This window comes from Pseudomonas sp. NFPP02 (assembly GCF_900119355.1).
Taxonomy (GTDB): Bacteria; Pseudomonadota; Gammaproteobacteria; order Pseudomonadales; family Pseudomonadaceae; genus Aquipseudomonas; species Aquipseudomonas paracarnis.
Window position 1 is genome coordinate 348,336 of sequence record NZ_FPJI01000004.1, and the last position, 14,566, is coordinate 362,901.

General features: G+C 59.4%; 12 protein-coding genes and 1 pseudogene. 5 read left to right on the forward strand and 8 right to left on the reverse strand.

The genetic code is table 11. The features are described from left to right. Entirely contained in the window at positions 1–1,425 is a 1,425-nt protein-coding gene (locus BT204_RS09815; protein WP_054896431.1) for a DUF1329 domain-containing protein, read from the reverse strand. A 403-nt stretch (positions 1,426–1,828) separates the two neighbouring features. On the opposite strand from BT204_RS09815, the gene BT204_RS09820 reads away from it, so the two are divergent. Together BT204_RS09820 and BT204_RS09825 are read left to right on the forward strand one after the other, a co-directional pair. After that, the gene (locus tag BT204_RS09820; RefSeq protein WP_169918920.1) at positions 1,829–2,410 is read left to right on the forward strand and encodes a TetR/AcrR family transcriptional regulator; all 582 of its coding nucleotides are present in this window, start codon (positions 1,829–1,831) and stop codon (positions 2,408–2,410) included. A gap of 206 nt (positions 2,411–2,616) precedes the next feature. After that, positions 2,617–3,183 (forward strand): TetR/AcrR family transcriptional regulator, encoded by a 567-nt coding sequence (locus tag BT204_RS09825; RefSeq protein ID WP_044273809.1) that lies wholly within the window; start codon positions 2,617–2,619, stop codon positions 3,181–3,183. A gap of 98 nt (positions 3,184–3,281) precedes the next feature. Here BT204_RS09825 and BT204_RS09830 read toward each other — a convergent pair whose 3' ends face one another. From BT204_RS09830 to BT204_RS09840, 3 genes are read right to left on the reverse strand one after another with little or no spacing between them, the layout of a single operon-like run. Next, positions 3,282–4,691, reverse strand: coding sequence for an efflux transporter outer membrane subunit (locus BT204_RS09830; RefSeq protein ID WP_072446641.1), 1,410 nt, complete (start codon positions 4,689–4,691; stop codon positions 3,282–3,284). A gap of 3 nt (positions 4,692–4,694) precedes the next feature. Further along, complete coding sequence (locus BT204_RS09835) at positions 4,695–7,826, reverse strand: efflux RND transporter permease subunit (protein ID WP_054918955.1); 3,132 nt, start codon at positions 7,824–7,826, stop codon at positions 4,695–4,697. Between the two features lie 27 nt (positions 7,827–7,853). Beyond that, positions 7,854–9,011 carry a MexC family multidrug efflux RND transporter periplasmic adaptor subunit gene (locus tag BT204_RS09840; protein ID WP_072446643.1) on the reverse strand — a complete coding sequence of 386 codons (1,158 nt, stop codon included), beginning with the start codon at positions 9,009–9,011 and terminating at the stop codon, positions 7,854–7,856. A gap of 119 nt (positions 9,012–9,130) precedes the next feature. On the opposite strand from BT204_RS09840, the gene BT204_RS09845 reads away from it, so the two are divergent. Next, on the forward strand, positions 9,131–9,742 hold the full coding sequence (locus tag BT204_RS09845) for a TetR/AcrR family transcriptional regulator (protein WP_072446645.1): 612 nt from the start codon (positions 9,131–9,133) through the stop codon (positions 9,740–9,742). Here BT204_RS09845 and BT204_RS27855 read toward each other — a convergent pair. Continuing rightward, the gene (locus BT204_RS27855) at positions 9,729–9,875 is read right to left on the reverse strand and encodes a hypothetical protein (RefSeq protein ID WP_169918921.1); all 147 of its coding nucleotides are present in this window, start codon (positions 9,873–9,875) and stop codon (positions 9,729–9,731) included. The genes BT204_RS09845 and BT204_RS27855 overlap by 14 nt on opposite strands. Before the next feature lie 170 nt (positions 9,876–10,045). Between BT204_RS27855 and BT204_RS09850 the strand changes: the two genes are divergently transcribed. Continuing rightward, positions 10,046–11,044, forward strand: coding sequence for an AraC family transcriptional regulator (locus BT204_RS09850; RefSeq protein WP_233453307.1), 999 nt, complete (start codon positions 10,046–10,048; stop codon positions 11,042–11,044). A gap of 3 nt (positions 11,045–11,047) precedes the next feature. After that, entirely contained in the window at positions 11,048–12,100 is a 1,053-nt protein-coding gene (locus tag BT204_RS09855; RefSeq protein WP_072446649.1) for an AraC family transcriptional regulator, read from the forward strand. Between the two features lie 9 nt (positions 12,101–12,109). Here the strand turns inward: BT204_RS09855 and BT204_RS09860 are convergent. The 3 genes and pseudogenes from BT204_RS09860 to BT204_RS09870 form a co-directional block, all read right to left on the reverse strand. Then, positions 12,110–12,247 (reverse strand): annotated as a pseudogene (locus tag BT204_RS09860) (DUF1810 family protein); the annotation flags it as partial. A 12-nt stretch (positions 12,248–12,259) separates the two neighbouring features. After that, positions 12,260–13,567 (reverse strand): sensor histidine kinase, encoded by a 1,308-nt coding sequence (locus BT204_RS09865; protein WP_072446651.1) that lies wholly within the window; start codon positions 13,565–13,567, stop codon positions 12,260–12,262. Then, positions 13,564–14,304 (reverse strand): response regulator, encoded by a 741-nt coding sequence (locus BT204_RS09870; protein WP_054898507.1) that lies wholly within the window; start codon positions 14,302–14,304, stop codon positions 13,564–13,566. The genes BT204_RS09865 and BT204_RS09870 overlap by 4 nt, the downstream gene beginning before the upstream one ends. Positions 14,305–14,566 lie beyond the last annotated feature (262 nt).

The window sequence follows — 14,566 nt, forward strand, 5'->3', positions numbered from 1 at the left end:
TCAGCGTTCGCTGTTGGCGCGCAGGTTGTCGGAGGTGTAGAAGTCGCGTTTCAGGCGCGGATTGCTCGCCCCGTCGGTCAGCCAGCGATGGTCGTTCTTGCCGGTGCCAATGGAGGTCATGTCGTACAGGTAGCGACCATCAACCAGGTTGTATTGCGCCTGGGCTTCCATGTCGCAGGTGCCGGTCTCGTACACCGGGATCGTGTAACCCTCGCGGACCTTCCAGATTTGCCCCTGCTTGTCGTAGTCCACCGCCATCAGCGCGTTCCAGCTGTCTTCGTCGATGTAGAACAGACGCTTCGGTGCCTGATGGCGCATGCCTTGGCGGACGGTCGCTTCGACCACCCACACGCGGTGCAGCTCATAGCGACGCGATTCGGGAGCGATGAAGTCGCGCTTGGCCACCTCCTCGATCTTCGCCGAGTTGTCGTAGGCCCCGAACGAGTTGTAGGGCACAAGCATTTCCTGCTTGCCCAGCAGCTTCCAGTCGAAGCGGTCCATGGGGCCGAAGAACACGTTGGATTCATCGATGGTGTATTGATTGTCCAGGCCGATTTGCGGTGCGTCGTAGGAATACGCCGGCATGCGCCGCACGCGGCGCTGGCCCGGGAAGTAATAGAACGTGGTGGCTTGCTCGCCGGCCTTGGTGGTGACCACCCCGGCTTGTCCGGCAAGCGCGGCGGGGTCGGTGTAGCTGAAGTAGGTGGCGACTTCCAGGCGATCGAATGACGAGAACAGCGCGCTGCCCTTCACGCCCCATGGTGTGTACATGAACCAGTCGGTGGAGGTGCGCAGCCAGTCTTCACTGCCCTTGCGTGGCGAAATTCCGGAAACGGTTTTCGACATATCGAAGCCAACGCCGCGATAGCGCATTTTCATGTTCCACATCACTTCGGCACCCGAGGCTGGAAATGGAAACGGAATGCCTGGAACATAGGCTTCCTGCAACGCCAGGCCGTCGCCGTCGAGCTTGGCGAAACCGACGTTCTTCTTCGTGTTCTGCGCGACGAAATCCGGCACGCCACAGCTGCGTCGTGTCGGGTACACGTCCATCCGGTAGCCGGGAATCTTCTTGAACATTTCTACCTGGCCCGGTGAAAGCTTGCTGGCGTATTTATCGACGTTGCCCGAGTCGATGCTGAACAGCGGCTTGTCATCCTTGAACGTCCATTGCTTGCCGCGCACTTGGCCATGGGTCCAACTGCCACCTTGAGGACCGGGTGCTGTCCACGCGGGAATCACCCCGTCGGCACTGGCCGCCGCCTCGCCTCCCAGCGGAGTCAGTTTGGTGCCGAGTAATGCTGGATCCTTATCTGCTGCCTGTGCCGTACAGAAAAACGCCGAGGCCGCGACGGCCGCGACCAGATGCCGGATTACGACGCCAATAGAAAAATTGTTATGGGGGCGCTCAATCACTGTGTTCATGGGAGGGATCCTCGTGGGCCTTGATCAGCAACGGGGTGGTCTTTACGGTGGCAACCCGTTGCCTGCGCTAACCTAATCAACTGACTTGATCAAATGACCAAGTCGAGTAATCAAAGCAAGCCCGGTGCCAAGATCCACAGAGCGGGAATTAGTCGTTTCTTATCAATCGATTGCGCGATCGCGGGGTATACAGCGCGATAAAACTGCCGGAGGATGTTTCCGTTTGTTTCGCCGAAACGCACCGATTCGGGAAATAACGAAACAGTTGTTACCATTATTGGTGCAGCCGTTTCATGTCCCCTTTCCATTCATGACGCCTGGTGATTTGTTGCTGTAGGATCCGCAAGCGTCGACATCGCCCTTGTCGTTATAGGGCGCCAGGAATAAAGGAGATTGCTGAACCATGGCCAGAATGGGCGCTGAATTACGCCGGCAGGATTTCGTCGAGGCAACGATCAGAGTGATCGCCGAGCATGGCGTAGCCAATGCCACGACCCGCCGTATTGCGGCGCAAGCCGGCTGTCCGTTAGCTTCGTTGCATTACGTGTTCCATACCAAGAACGACCTGTTTTATGCGGTCTACGAATCGCTGTTCAGCCTGCCACCGCAAGCGCTGGAACAGGTACCGGCCGGGGCCACTGCTGCGGCGACGGCAGCCGAAGTTCTGCGGCAATTGATCACTTGGTTCATCGATCATCCGGATGCGGCCAGGGCGCAGACCGAGTTGTTCTTCTGGGCAATGCGCAATGACCCGCAAATGGCCAGCAAGATTTACTCGGTGGCCATTGAAGCCACCGAGCAGGCGCTGCAGCGAGCCATGGGAACTGAGTTGAGCGAAGCGTTTTTAAAGGCGTCCAGCCGCTTGCTGATTCAACTGGTAGACGGGCTGACCATTGCCTGGTCGGCCCACGGTGATCTGGATCGATTGCGAGCCGAAACCGAAACTGCTTGCACTGCGCTGGCCTTGTTGGTGGCCAGTCACTGAGTCGATCCTTGCCCAGGCGCCGCATGGGGATCAGATCGCGCAGGCTTCTTACAATTCATGACATTCGAACGGTGCGCAACGCCGATCCCGTGATGAACAAAAACTGTCTCAGATGAAGTCATTTGCTCTATTTCGGTGGTTTTCGTTGCAGTAATGAGCTTTTCCTGCACAATTCGGCGGATTGAAACTCGATTCGAGACCGACTGATGACCCTGACTCCTCAAGACGAACGACTTATCAAGGCGCTGGCCTTGGCCATCGTGGATCGCCCTCGGGCGACACTCAAGGAACTGGCTGAAGCGGCTGGCGTCAGCAAGGCTACGCTGCATCGTTTTTGCGGCACCCGTGACAACCTGGTGCAGATGATGGAAAGCCACGGTGAGACGGTGCTGAACCAGATCACCACCACCACCGACCTGTTGCACGGCGAGCCGGTACAGGCGTTGCGCAGTTTGATCAACGAGCATCTCGCGCATCGGGAAATGCTGGTTTTCCTGCTCTTTCAGTACCGCCCCGACACGTTTGCGGTCAATGGTGAGGGCGACCGCTGGCAGACTTATGCTGACGCTCTGGATGCTTTTTTTCTGCGTGGCCAGCAACTGGGCGCGTTTCGTATCGATGTCACCGCCGCGGTTTTCACGGAGCTGTTCCTGACCATGATTTTCGGCATGGTTGATGCCGAGCGCCGTGGGCGCGCGGCCAGTGCCAACTCGGCCAATGTGCTGGAACAGATGTTCCTGCATGGCGCGGCCGGCGCAGCGAGTGCGTTGTAAGCCTTACTCGGTTTTCCTGGAAAAAAAAGCCCCGAGACCTTTCGGTCTGCGGGGCAAAGGCGGTTGGATGCGCCAACCAAAGGAGCTCTTGTCAGGCGTTATCTAACGGTTGTCGGCGTGGACCAACCTCCGCCCAGCGAACGGAACAGATCGACCAGAGCAATCTGGCGTTGCGTGCTGACCTCGATAAACGTTGTTTCATTGACGAAACTGGTGCGCTGCGCATCGAGATAACGCAGGTGGCTGTCGATACCGCCTTCATATCGGGCCTTGGCCAGACTCAGGGTTTCAGTGCTGGTATTGGCCAGCGCGCGGCGCGCGGCCTCCTCCCGGCGCAAGGTGTCGGTGGCAGCCAATGCATCGGCGACCTCGCGGAACGCCGTCTGAATCGTGCCTTCGTAGGCCGCCACAGCTGAATCCTTGCGGGCTTCGGCCAGACTCAGCCCGGCACTGTTGCGACCAGCATCGAACAACGGCAGCGAAAGGTTCGGTACGAAACTCCAGGAGCGCGAACCGCCGTCGAACAGACCGGACATCTGCGCGCTGGAAGTACCAAAGCTGCCGGTCAGGCTGATACGCGGAAAGAACGCCGCCCGTGCCGCGCCGATATCGGCATTGCGCGCTTGCAGTCGATGCTCGGCCGCAAGAATGTCCGGCCGGCGCTCGATCAGCGTCGACGTGGTGTCCGCAGCGATGTCTTGCACCAGCATCGGCTGCGTCGTCAGCCGCTCGGGAATCACCTTGCCCGCGTCCTTTGTGCCCAGCAGCAAAACCAGCGCGTTGAACGCCTGCTGCTTCTCGCGCAGATTGCGTTCCTGTTCGGCCCGCGCCTGTTCCACTAGCCCCAGAGCTTCCTGATAATCCAGCGCTGTCGCCGTGCCGCTGGAGCGGCGCTGACTGATCAGCGCGAACGAGTATTCGCGGCTGCTCAGGGTTTGTTGGGTCAACTCCAGCCGACGCTGGGCGCCGTCGTGAACCAGATAGGCCTGGCTGACTTCGGCGATCAGCGCGATCTGCGCGGCGCGGGCTGCTTCTTCGGTGGCAAGGTATTCCTGCAGCGCAGAGTCACTGAGGCTTTTTACCCGGCCAAACAGATCCAGCTCGTATTCGGGCAGCGACAGACCGACCTGATACTGGCTGGCCACCCCTGCCCGGCCGTCACTGGCCAGGTCCGACGGTAAGCGCTGGCGATTGCCGGACGCGCTTGCGTTCAGCCCCGGAACCCGATCGGCTCGCTGAATGCGGTACTGCGCCCGGGCCTGCTCGATGTCCAAAAGGGTCTGGCGCAACGAGCGGTTGTTAGCCAGCGCAACACCCACCAGACGGCGCAGGTCGGGATCGACGATGAACGACTGCCACGCCAACTGGTTGATCGGAGCGCCCTGTTTCAACGACTCGCCCGCCCAGTTGTCCGCAATCGGTGCGATGGGCCGCTCATAGGTCGGCGCCAACGAGCAACCGGCCAACAACATGGCGATCACCAGCGTAGAAAATCCTGAAATACGCATGTGTCACTCCTGAGCCAAAGCGGGTTGTTCAATGGGAGCCGGTTTACTGCGCAACATCGACAGCACCCACACAAAACAGATCGGTACAAACAACACACCCAGCAGTGTCGCGCTGAGCATGCCGCCGATCACCCCGGTACCGATTGCCCGCTGACTTGCAGCCCCTGCCCCGGTCGCCAGTGCTAGCGGCACCACGCCGAGAATGAAGGCCATGGAGGTCATCACGATTGGCCGGAAGCGCAGCCGTGCGGCCTCGATCGCGGCGTCACGCAGGCTGTAACCTTTCTCCCAGAGTTCCTTGGCGAACTCGACGATCAGAATCGCGTTCTTCGCCGCCAGACCGATGATGGTGATCAAACCGACCTTGAAGTACACGTCGTTAGGCATGCCGGCGACCATCACCGCGAGTACCGCACCGATGGCGCCGATCGGCACAATCAGCATCACGGTCAACGGAATCGCCCAGCTCTCGTACAGCGCCACCAGCAGCAGGAACACCACCAGAATGGCCAGCGCAAACAGTTGCGTGGCCTGACCACTGGAGACCTTCTCCTGGTAGGACAAACCGGTCCACTCGTAGCTGAAACCGGCCGGCAACTGCGCGGCGATACGCTCCATTTCTGCCATGGCTTCACCGGTGCTGTAGCCCGGCCCGGCATCACCGACGATGCGCACCGACGGATAACCGTTGTAGCGCACTACCTGCACCGGACCTTCCTCCCAATGCGTGGTGACGAAAGCGCTGAGCGGCACCAGATCGCCCGCGCTGTTGTGTACGTACAGTTTGAGCACGCTTTCCGGAGTCATCCGGTCGCCCTGCTCGGCCTGCACCACCACGCGCTGCTGGCGGCCGGCATTGGTGAAGTCGTTGATCACCTCCGAACCGAAAGCGGCAGACAACGCACTGCTGATCGATTCAAAACTCACCCCCAGGGTGCGCGCCTTGTCACGGTCGATCACTACGCGCAATTGCGGCGACTCCGCCAGACCTTCCATCATCGCATAGAGAATTTTCGGGTTGCCGTTGGCCTGACCAAGCACCTGATCACGAGCAGCGAGCAACGCTTCCCGACCCAGGCCGGCACGATCCTGCAGGCGTAGGGCGAAACCACCGGAGTTGCCCAGACCGTCAATCGGCGGCGGTGGCACGGCCATCACCGCACCGTCGTTGGCCACGGCAAATTGCTCGTTCAGCGCATTGACTTCTGCCATGGCCGATTGATCTTCGCCACGCTCCGACCAGTCCTTGAACACCGGGAATGCCAGCGCTGCGTTATCGCCCATCCCGGAGAAGCTGAAGCCGGACACCAGGAACGTCGACTGAACCGCGTCACGGGTAGCCAGGTAACGCTCCAGTTGTTCGCCAGTCGATTCGGTACGGGTACGGGTCGCGCCCGGCGGCAGCTGGACGTCGACGATCATGTAGCCCTGGTCCTCCACCGGCACAAACGATTCCGGCAGGCGCAGGTAGAAGTAACCGAGCATGGCGATAATGCCCAGGTACACCAACATCATCCGGCCGGAACGCGCCACCAGCCCGTTGTTCAGGACTGAATAGCGATCGGTGAGCTTGGCAAAGCCACGGTTGAAGGCGCCGAAGAAGCCGCGCTTTTCATGGTGCCCTTGTGGAATCGGCTTGAGCAGCGTGGCGCATAGCGCCGGGGTGAACGTCAGCGCGAGGAACCCGGAGAACAGAATCGACACCGCCAGCGATACCGAGAATTGCTGGTAGATCACACCGACCGAGCCGGACATGAATGCCAGCGGCATGAACACCGCCGAAAGCACCAGGGTGATACCGATGATCGCGCCCGATACCTGCCCCATCGCTTTCACCGTGGCGTCGACCGGCGACAACCCCTCCTCGGCCATGATCCGTTCGACGTTCTCCACCACGACAATGGCGTCGTCCACCAGAATGCCGATGGCGAGCACCATGCCGAACATGGTCATCATGTTCACCGAGAAGCCCAGCACGTACATCATCAGCAGCGTGCCCAGCAGACACACCGGTACCACGATCGACGGAATCAAGGTGTAGCGGATGTTCTGGAGGAACAGGAACATCACTAGGAATACCAGGACCATCGCTTCGATCAGGGTATGAATAACCTTCTCGATCGCGACATCAACGAAACGCGAGGTGTCGTAAGGAACGGAATATTCCACGTCATCCGGGAAGTAGGCCGACAGTTCGGCCAGGCGCTGCTTGACCGCAGTTGCGGTCTGGATCGCGTTGGCGCCCGGCGACAACTGGATCGCCGCTGCCACGGCGGGTCTGCCATTCAGGCGCGAGTTGAAGTTGTAACTTTCCTGACCGATTTCCACGCGGGCGACGTCGCCCAGTTTGACCGTCGAACCGTCCTCGTTGGCACGCAGGACAATACGAGAGAATTCTTCCGGATTATCCAGCGTACCTTTCACCGCCAGGGTGGCGGTCAGTTCCTGCTGGCTGCTGGTCGGCGTACTGCCGAAGCTGCCAGCCGGCACTTGCACGTTCTGGCCACGGATGGCCGCGCTGACGTCGTCGATGGATAGCCCGTAGCCCACCAGTTTCTGCGGGTCGAGCCAGACGCGCATCGCCGCTTCAGAGGAGAAGAACTGCAGCTTGCCGACGCCCGGAACCCGGCGTAGCTCGTTGTTGATATTGCGCGCGGCGTAGTCGCCCAATGCGGTGGTGTCACTGTGCTGGGTGCCTTCCTTATAGTTCAGCGCATAGATCAGCAGGAAACCGGCACTGGTTTGCTCCACCTCCAGACCTTGGGTCAGCACGGCTTGCGGCATCCGCGCTTCGGCTTTTTTCAAGCGGTTTTGCACATCAACCTGAGCGAGCTGCGGATCTGTGCCCGGCTGGAACGTCACTGCAATTTCGGCGATACCGTTGGAGTTGTTGGTCGACTCGAAATACAGCAGGTTCTTCGCACCGTTGAGCGACTCTTCGATCACGCTGGTGACCGAGTCCACCAGCACCTTCGCGGAGGCGCCGGGATAGGTCGCCGTCACCTTGATCTGCGGCGGCGCGACGTTGGGGTACTGCGCTACCGGCAGCATCGGAATGACCAGCAGACCGGCCAGAGAAATGAACAGCGCTACCACCCAGGCGAAGTTCGGGCGTTTGATAAAAAACAGAGACATCGGAATATCCTCGCGGCGACGGCGCCCTTACTGGTGCGACTCAGGCGACTGAGCCTGGGCTTGGGGCTGGGCGGGTACGACCTTGGCACCTGGTTGCAGGCCGCTCAGTCCGCTGACAATCACCTGATCGCCAGCCTTCAGGCCTTCACTGATCTGCCAGCGCGAACCCTGCATGGAACCGGTCGCCACATTGCGCGCTTCGGCGCGGCCGTCGGCGCCGACGACCATGACCTGCGCGCCGCCATCGCTGCCGCGCTGCACCGAGCGCTGGGGCACGAGAATGGCCTGTTTGTCGGTGCCTTGAGGCGTGCGCACGCGCACGAACATGCCCGGCAGCAACACGCCGTCGCTGTTGGCGAACTTGCCGCGTAATGACACCTGCCCGGTGCCGCGATCAACGGCGATATCGGTAAACATCAGTGCGCCCTGACGCTCAAAAGCGGTGCCGTCGACACGAATCGACAACGTCTTACTGTCATCAGCGGAGAGTTTTCCGCCATTGAGCGATTCGCGCAGGCGCAGCGCGTCGGCGGCCGACTGAGTGAAATCGACATAGACCGGATCAAGCTGTTGAATCCGCGCCATCAACGTCGCGTCCCCCTGACCGACCAACGCACCTTCGGTTACCAGTGCACGGCCGACACGCCCGGAAATCGGTGCAGTCACCGAAGCATAACCAAGGTTCAAGCGCGCGCTTTGCAGATCGGCCTGAGCCGAGCGCGTGGCCGCCTGGGCGCTGCGCAGGTCGGCCATGGCACTGTCGAAGTCTTGCTGGCTGACCGCCTCGACCTTCACCAACGGTTCATAGCGCTTGACCCGCGCCTGTGCCTCAAGTGCGACGGCCTGGGTGCGGGCCAATTCACCCTCTGCTCGCGACAAGGCCGCCTTTAGCGGCGCCGGGTCGATCTGGAACAGCAGGTCCCCGGCTTTGACATCCGCGCCCTCTTCAAAACGCTTTTGCATCACGATGCCTGGCACGCGCGCGCGCACCTCGGCGACTCGCATGGGCTCTACCCTGCCCGGCAAATCCGAAGTCAGAGCCAGAGGCTCCGTCTTTACTGCCAGCACCTCTACAGCACGCGCCACTTCGGCCACATCCGTTTGTTCATTCGACGGCCCACACCCGGCCAGCGCAATGGCCGCTGCCAGCGAGCCTGCCATCCCTATCGCACGCAAATTTCCCATCTCTCACCCAAGGCTTGATTGAACTTGGTGCGGATGCTACTTTGCAAACTCTAATGAGTCAACATTGTCTCATATGAGAATATTGTGATCCCTGTATAAACATCGCTAAAGGCGTGGTGATGACACCCAATTCCCATGATGAACAAATGCTCAAGTCGCTGACTATGGCGGTTGTCAATCGCCCCCGGGCGACAATGAAAGAGCTGGCGCAACTGGCGGGCATGAGTAAAGCGACCCTGCACCGCTACTGTGGGACACGGGAAAATCTAGGGCAGAGACTGGAGGAGTACGCCGAAAGTACGCTCAATCTGATTATCCGCAGCGCCGGTTTGCAGCACCTGCAGCCCTTGGACGCGCTGCGTCGATTGATCCGCGAGCAATTGGCTCATCGCGAATTGCTTGCCTTTCTTATGGCGCAATACCGCCCAGACTTCCTCGACTTCGAACGGGGTGACACACGCTGGCAGTTTTACCTGGCGGCGCTAGACGAGTTCTTCCTCAGAGGTCAGCAAAGAGGACTGTTTCGCATCGACATTACCGCAGCGATTTTTACCGAGCTGTTCATCACCCTGGTCTACGGCTTGGTGGATGCCGAACAGCGCGGGCGTGCAGCCAACGCCGAGTCGGCCCGAACGCTGGAGCAAATGTTCCTGCACGGAGCACTTTCTAGTGGCGAGTTCCGCGAGCACGCCTCTGTGCAGGAGCACGCTTCAGTCCTCAGAAATGCGTGAAGGCATCGCTGATGCTGGCAACCGGCGGGTGATTGGCATGATGAACAACATTGTGGTCAGCGGGCCGTGGCTGAACATACAGCGCACCCGAAATCAGCGCGACCACCAGCAAAGCGAACAGAAACCGACGCATCGTATACCTCCATCGTCCAGCCTTGGGCCGAACGCAGGTCTTTTGTTATTGGTCGTTCGAGTGTGGTCTCGGGACAAGGGTGAAAGCTTTGCATATCGCGCCAGAGATTTTGCATATCGTGCCAATACTTCTAAGGCCAAAGGCAGTATTTCATTCGAGAGGCTCAGATGATGTCCACAGTGCGTGGTGTTGCTTTGCTTGGTTTCAAGGCGTTTGCTACCAGTCAGGGGATTGATCCGGTTTCGGCGCTGGCGGAGGTAGACCTGCCCGAAGATCCGCTGAACGCTCAAGTATCCGGCGCTCAATTCAATGCGTTGGTCCAGTTATGTGCGTTACGGTCGAGCAATCCCTTGTTCGGCTTACAGTTAGGCTTGCACCAAGGCACGCAAAGTCTAGGCACTCTGCTGTACGCCATGCGTAACGCGGCCAATGTGGGCGAATCGCTGAATCTGCTGACACGCTATTTCCATATACACAGTGACGGCGCACTAGTGCGCCTTGAACGCCGAGGCGGCAGTGCCCTTCTTGTGTACGAAGTCATTGACGGTACGTTGGCCTCAGTACATCAGACAGTGGAACTGGCGATGGGAGTTGCCGCATGCTTGCTCCGCGAACTGCTAGGGTACGCCTGGAAACCGAGAGCTCTGATGTTGCGCCACAGCGCTCCGGCCAGCCGCATTGCCTATCGCACGCTGCTGGGTGTCCCTCCGCGCTTTGACAGCACCGTCAATGCCTGGGTTTTCGATGAGTCATTACTGGCGAGACCTCTCGGAGCTACAGACTTCAGGTGTCAACTATTAGCCCAGCAACAGATCGACAAGTTAGCGCGCGTAACACTGCAAGAATTACCGTCTTATGTGCAAAAAAGGCTACGCAATGAGCTTGCCAATGGTCCGGTCACGCTTCGCGACATGGCCAAGTACATGATGATCAGCCCGCGCACCTTGCAACGTTATCTTCGGGCACAAAACACGCGATTTCAGGAGCTGCTGGACGAAACGCGCCAGACGATGGCCGCACGCTACCTCTGCGACTCATCGATCAGCCTGACACAGCTGGCAGGTATGTTGGGTTATGCCGACCTGAGCACCTTTTCCCGGGCTTTCACGCGCTGGAATGGCGTCAGCCCGCAGAAGTGGAAGCAGCGCATGCAACAAACTCTTGGGTAAAAAATGGCGTCCAATCCATTTATTCGTGCAATCAGTCTGACAGGGTTCGATCAATTTGCCCGGCGTCAGGGTCTGGACCCAAGCCGTATACTGCTACAGGCCCGTGTGCCTGCGATGTCGCTGCAGCGCCCGGAAGATATCCTCTCCTTCCAACAATATTGCAGCTTGTTGCAAATGTGCCGGCAGCGTTCGAATAACGCATTGTTCGGCCTGGAATTCGGGCTCCACCAAGGTGTCGACGTCTTCGGTGATATGTTTTTCCTGATCCACAACGCTCGAACCATCGGCGATGCATTGCTCGAACTGCGCGCGAATTTCGGGCTGTACAACGGCGCGGCACAGGTTGATTTGGAGGTTGTCGAAGGCGTCGCGTTGCTGAGTTATCGAACCGATGAGATGTCGATTGTCGGATTGCCTCAAGCAGAAGAACTGGCGTGTGGTGTCGGTTTAAAACTGATGCTCGCGTTGGCGGGGGATCAATGGCAACCTGAGGCGGTAATGCTTCGTCATCCGCCCCTTGCCGATGAGTGGGGCTATCGCCAGGCACTGGGTATTACACCAACGTTCTCAGCAGCACGTACTGGTCTGCTATTTGACGCATGCGTGCTGGCGCAACCACTGGATCGCTCCAGCGAAGCACTACATCAGATTCTTGCTACACATCTATCAGGTATAGAGCGCTTGTCGACAGACGTGATGCCTGGCTACGTCAGGCAATTGCTGCGTAACTTGTTGCCCAGCGGACGTGCAACGATCGACAAGGTGGCCGATTGCATGGCAGTCACCCCAAGAACCTTGCAGCGCCACTTGGCTCAAGAAAATACGTCTTTTCAGCAGTTGCTGGATGAGACTCGCCAACAACTGGCACGCAATTACCTGCTGGTTCCGACAGTCAGTCTTACACACGTGGCGCATCTGCTGGGTTACGCCGATGTCAGCACTTTTTCGCGGGCGTTTCATCGCTGGTTTGGTATGTCTGCGCTTGAGTGGTGCAGCCAGTCGGGGGTGAGCAGGCAGCCTTTATTGATTACGAGCCGGATGAAAGATCAGCTTTGAGCGGAGCGACCCAGCCCCTGCGTTTGCGGGGAAGACAAACCACGTCCAATGGCTCGTCTTGCGGCCCGCGCGCAGCTCGTCCATGACCCGACTGAACACCCGGCGCTGCGCCTCGACGAAACGGGACAGATTGAACGAATCCTGCATTATTCGCTCCTCCTACGATGAGCGCGTCGGTAATCTCAGTTCAGCGCACAGTCCGCCGCCTTCGCGGTTTCTCAAGGTCAGGGTGCCGCCGAGGGCTTGTGCCAGTTGCTGGGCGATAGCCAGGCCCAGGCCCGTGCCGCCGGTGCTGCGGTTGCGCGAATTTTCCACGCGGTAAAATGGCTCAATCACACGGGCCAGCTCCTCTTCGGCAATGCCGGGACCACGATCCATCACGGTCACCGAGAGGCTGTCGCCCTCCTTCGGCTCCACCCGCAGTTGCGCTGCACCGGCGAATTTGAGCGCGTTATCCGTGAGGTTTACTAGCACTCGGCGCAGCGCGTGGGGCCGCGTGTGAATCACTGCGTTGCTTTTGCCGCTGAGCTGCACGTCCTTGCCCATGTCCTGGTAGTCGAACACGAGGCTGTCGAGGAATGAATCAAGATCGGTACGGCGGCTTTCCTCGGTGGCGCCATGCACGCTGCGGGCATAGGCAACGCCTTCACGCACCAGATGTTCCATCTCGCCGAGGTCATTCCACAATTTGTCTTTGTCACCGCAGTCGTCCATCAACTCGGCACGCAGCTTCATGCGCGTGATCGGGGTTTGCAGGTCGTGGGAAATCGCCGCCAGCAGTTGCATGCGTTCTTTCAGATAGGCCGCAATGCGCGCCTGCATGGCATTAAAGGCGATGGCAGCGTGTGCGACTTCGGACGGGCCTTGTTCATCCAGATGCACCGGGTGAGTGTTGGGATCAAGGTTTTCCACGGCCTGGGCCAGTCGGGTCAGCGGGCGTATGGCAATACGCACAGCCAGCCACGTGCATAGAATCATCAAGGCCAACTGGCCCAGCAAAACCACCGGCAGCCACGGCGACAACGGCACCATCGAGGGGCGCACGTCGATGGTCACCGGGCTGCCGTCGGCCAGTTTCAGATGGACCTGGAAATGTTTGATAGCCCCGGGAATGTCTGTCACGGTCATCGGGTAATCCTTGCCGATGGCCTCCTTGATCGAGGTCACTGCAATCGGCGTGTCACGCAGAGCGACGCCTGGCGAGCCTTCGCCGAGCAAATAGCGGTAATTGCGTCGATCCAGTTGTTTCAACCAACTCATGCGTTCCTCGGCGGGCAAGCGGTCAAGGATGGCAATGGACGTCGATACATCGGTTTCCAGGTTACCGAGCATGGTGTTTTTCGCGGTTTCGTAACGCTCGTAATACTGCACGCCGAAGGACAAGGCTTGCGCCAGGGTCAACCCGACCAGAAAGATCAGCGACAGCCGCGAGATGAGGGTACGAGGCCAATGCAGCGAAGGCTTCATGCCGGTGCTCCAAGCACTTCCACTGGCAGCGAGAAGACATACCCTTCGCTGCGCACGGTTTTGATGTAAGCCGGCTCGCGGGCATCGTCAAGCAGGCGTTGGCGCAGGCGGCTGACCAGCAGATCAATGGAACGGTCGAACAGGTCGGCGTCACGGCCCTGGGTCAGGTTGAGCAACTGGTCGCGATTGAGTACCCGTTGCGGATGATCGAGGAACACCCGCAGCAGGCGATATTCGGCGCCGCTGAGGGCGACCATGGTGCCGTCGTTATCGAGCAGATGGCGGGCGGATGTGTCCAGGCGCCAGCGCCCGAACCCCAGCAACCTTCCGGTTTCGGTAACAACCAGGTTGGGCGGCAGCATGCGCGTGCGGCGCAGCACAGCGTTGATGCGCGCCAGCAATTCACGGGCGGCGAACGGCTTGACCAGGTAATCGTCGGCGCCCATTTCCAAGCCGATGATGCGATCGGTTTCGTCGTTGCGGGCGGTCAGCATCAGCACCGGCGTGGCCTTGTGTTTGCCGGCGCGAATGTCGCGGCAGAGCACCAGGCCATCGTCGCCGGGCATCATGATGTCCAGCACGATCAGGTCTACCGGCGTGGCCTCGAGAAACGAGCGCATCTGGCGGCCATCGGCAACCACGGTGGTCCGCAGGCCGTTCTTTTTCAGGTAGTTGCCTACCATCTCTCGAATCTCACGGTCATCGTCCACGATGAGGATGTGATCAACGTGTTCCATGGGCCAAGCCTCTGTCAATGGGAATTGCGGCTCAGTCTATAGGGACTGAGCCCGTTCGCCCGCGGCGGTTTGTATTGCAGTGTATCTGCTGTGGCGAAGGATACATGCAGAGGCAAAACAACAATTTCCTAGGTTTTGTATGGCTGTGTATCGGGACGGGGTCCTGATACGAACCGATTTATCCGCGCCTGTTTTTGACACAGACGAGATACCTCGCGGGCTTCTAATGAGCCACATCGAGGCCAACCCTAGCGCCTCGGCT

Excerpts from the sequence above, each read along its gene's own strand:
- BT204_RS09815 (WP_054896431.1), bottom strand. The coding sequence starts at position 1,425 with ATGAACACAGTGATTGAGCGCCCCCATAACAATTTTTCTATTGGCGTC.
- BT204_RS09820 (WP_169918920.1), top strand. The coding sequence starts at position 1,829 with ATGGCCAGAATGGGCGCTGAATTACGCCGGCAGGATTTCGTCGAGGCA.
- BT204_RS09825 (WP_044273809.1), top strand. The coding sequence starts at position 2,617 with ATGACCCTGACTCCTCAAGACGAACGACTTATCAAGGCGCTGGCCTTG.
- BT204_RS09830 (WP_072446641.1), bottom strand. The coding sequence starts at position 4,691 with ATGCGTATTTCAGGATTTTCTACGCTGGTGATCGCCATGTTGTTGGCC.
- BT204_RS09835 (WP_054918955.1), bottom strand. The coding sequence starts at position 7,826 with ATGTCTCTGTTTTTTATCAAACGCCCGAACTTCGCCTGGGTGGTAGCG.
- BT204_RS09840 (WP_072446643.1), bottom strand. The coding sequence starts at position 9,011 with ATGGGAAATTTGCGTGCGATAGGGATGGCAGGCTCGCTGGCAGCGGCC.
- BT204_RS09845 (WP_072446645.1), top strand. The coding sequence starts at position 9,131 with ATGACACCCAATTCCCATGATGAACAAATGCTCAAGTCGCTGACTATG.
- BT204_RS27855 (WP_169918921.1), bottom strand. The coding sequence starts at position 9,875 with ATGCGTCGGTTTCTGTTCGCTTTGCTGGTGGTCGCGCTGATTTCGGGT.
- BT204_RS09850 (WP_233453307.1), top strand. The coding sequence starts at position 10,046 with ATGTCCACAGTGCGTGGTGTTGCTTTGCTTGGTTTCAAGGCGTTTGCT.
- BT204_RS09855 (WP_072446649.1), top strand. The coding sequence starts at position 11,048 with ATGGCGTCCAATCCATTTATTCGTGCAATCAGTCTGACAGGGTTCGAT.
- BT204_RS09865 (WP_072446651.1), bottom strand. The coding sequence starts at position 13,567 with ATGAAGCCTTCGCTGCATTGGCCTCGTACCCTCATCTCGCGGCTGTCG.
- BT204_RS09870 (WP_054898507.1), bottom strand. The coding sequence starts at position 14,304 with ATGGAACACGTTGATCACATCCTCATCGTGGACGATGACCGTGAGATT.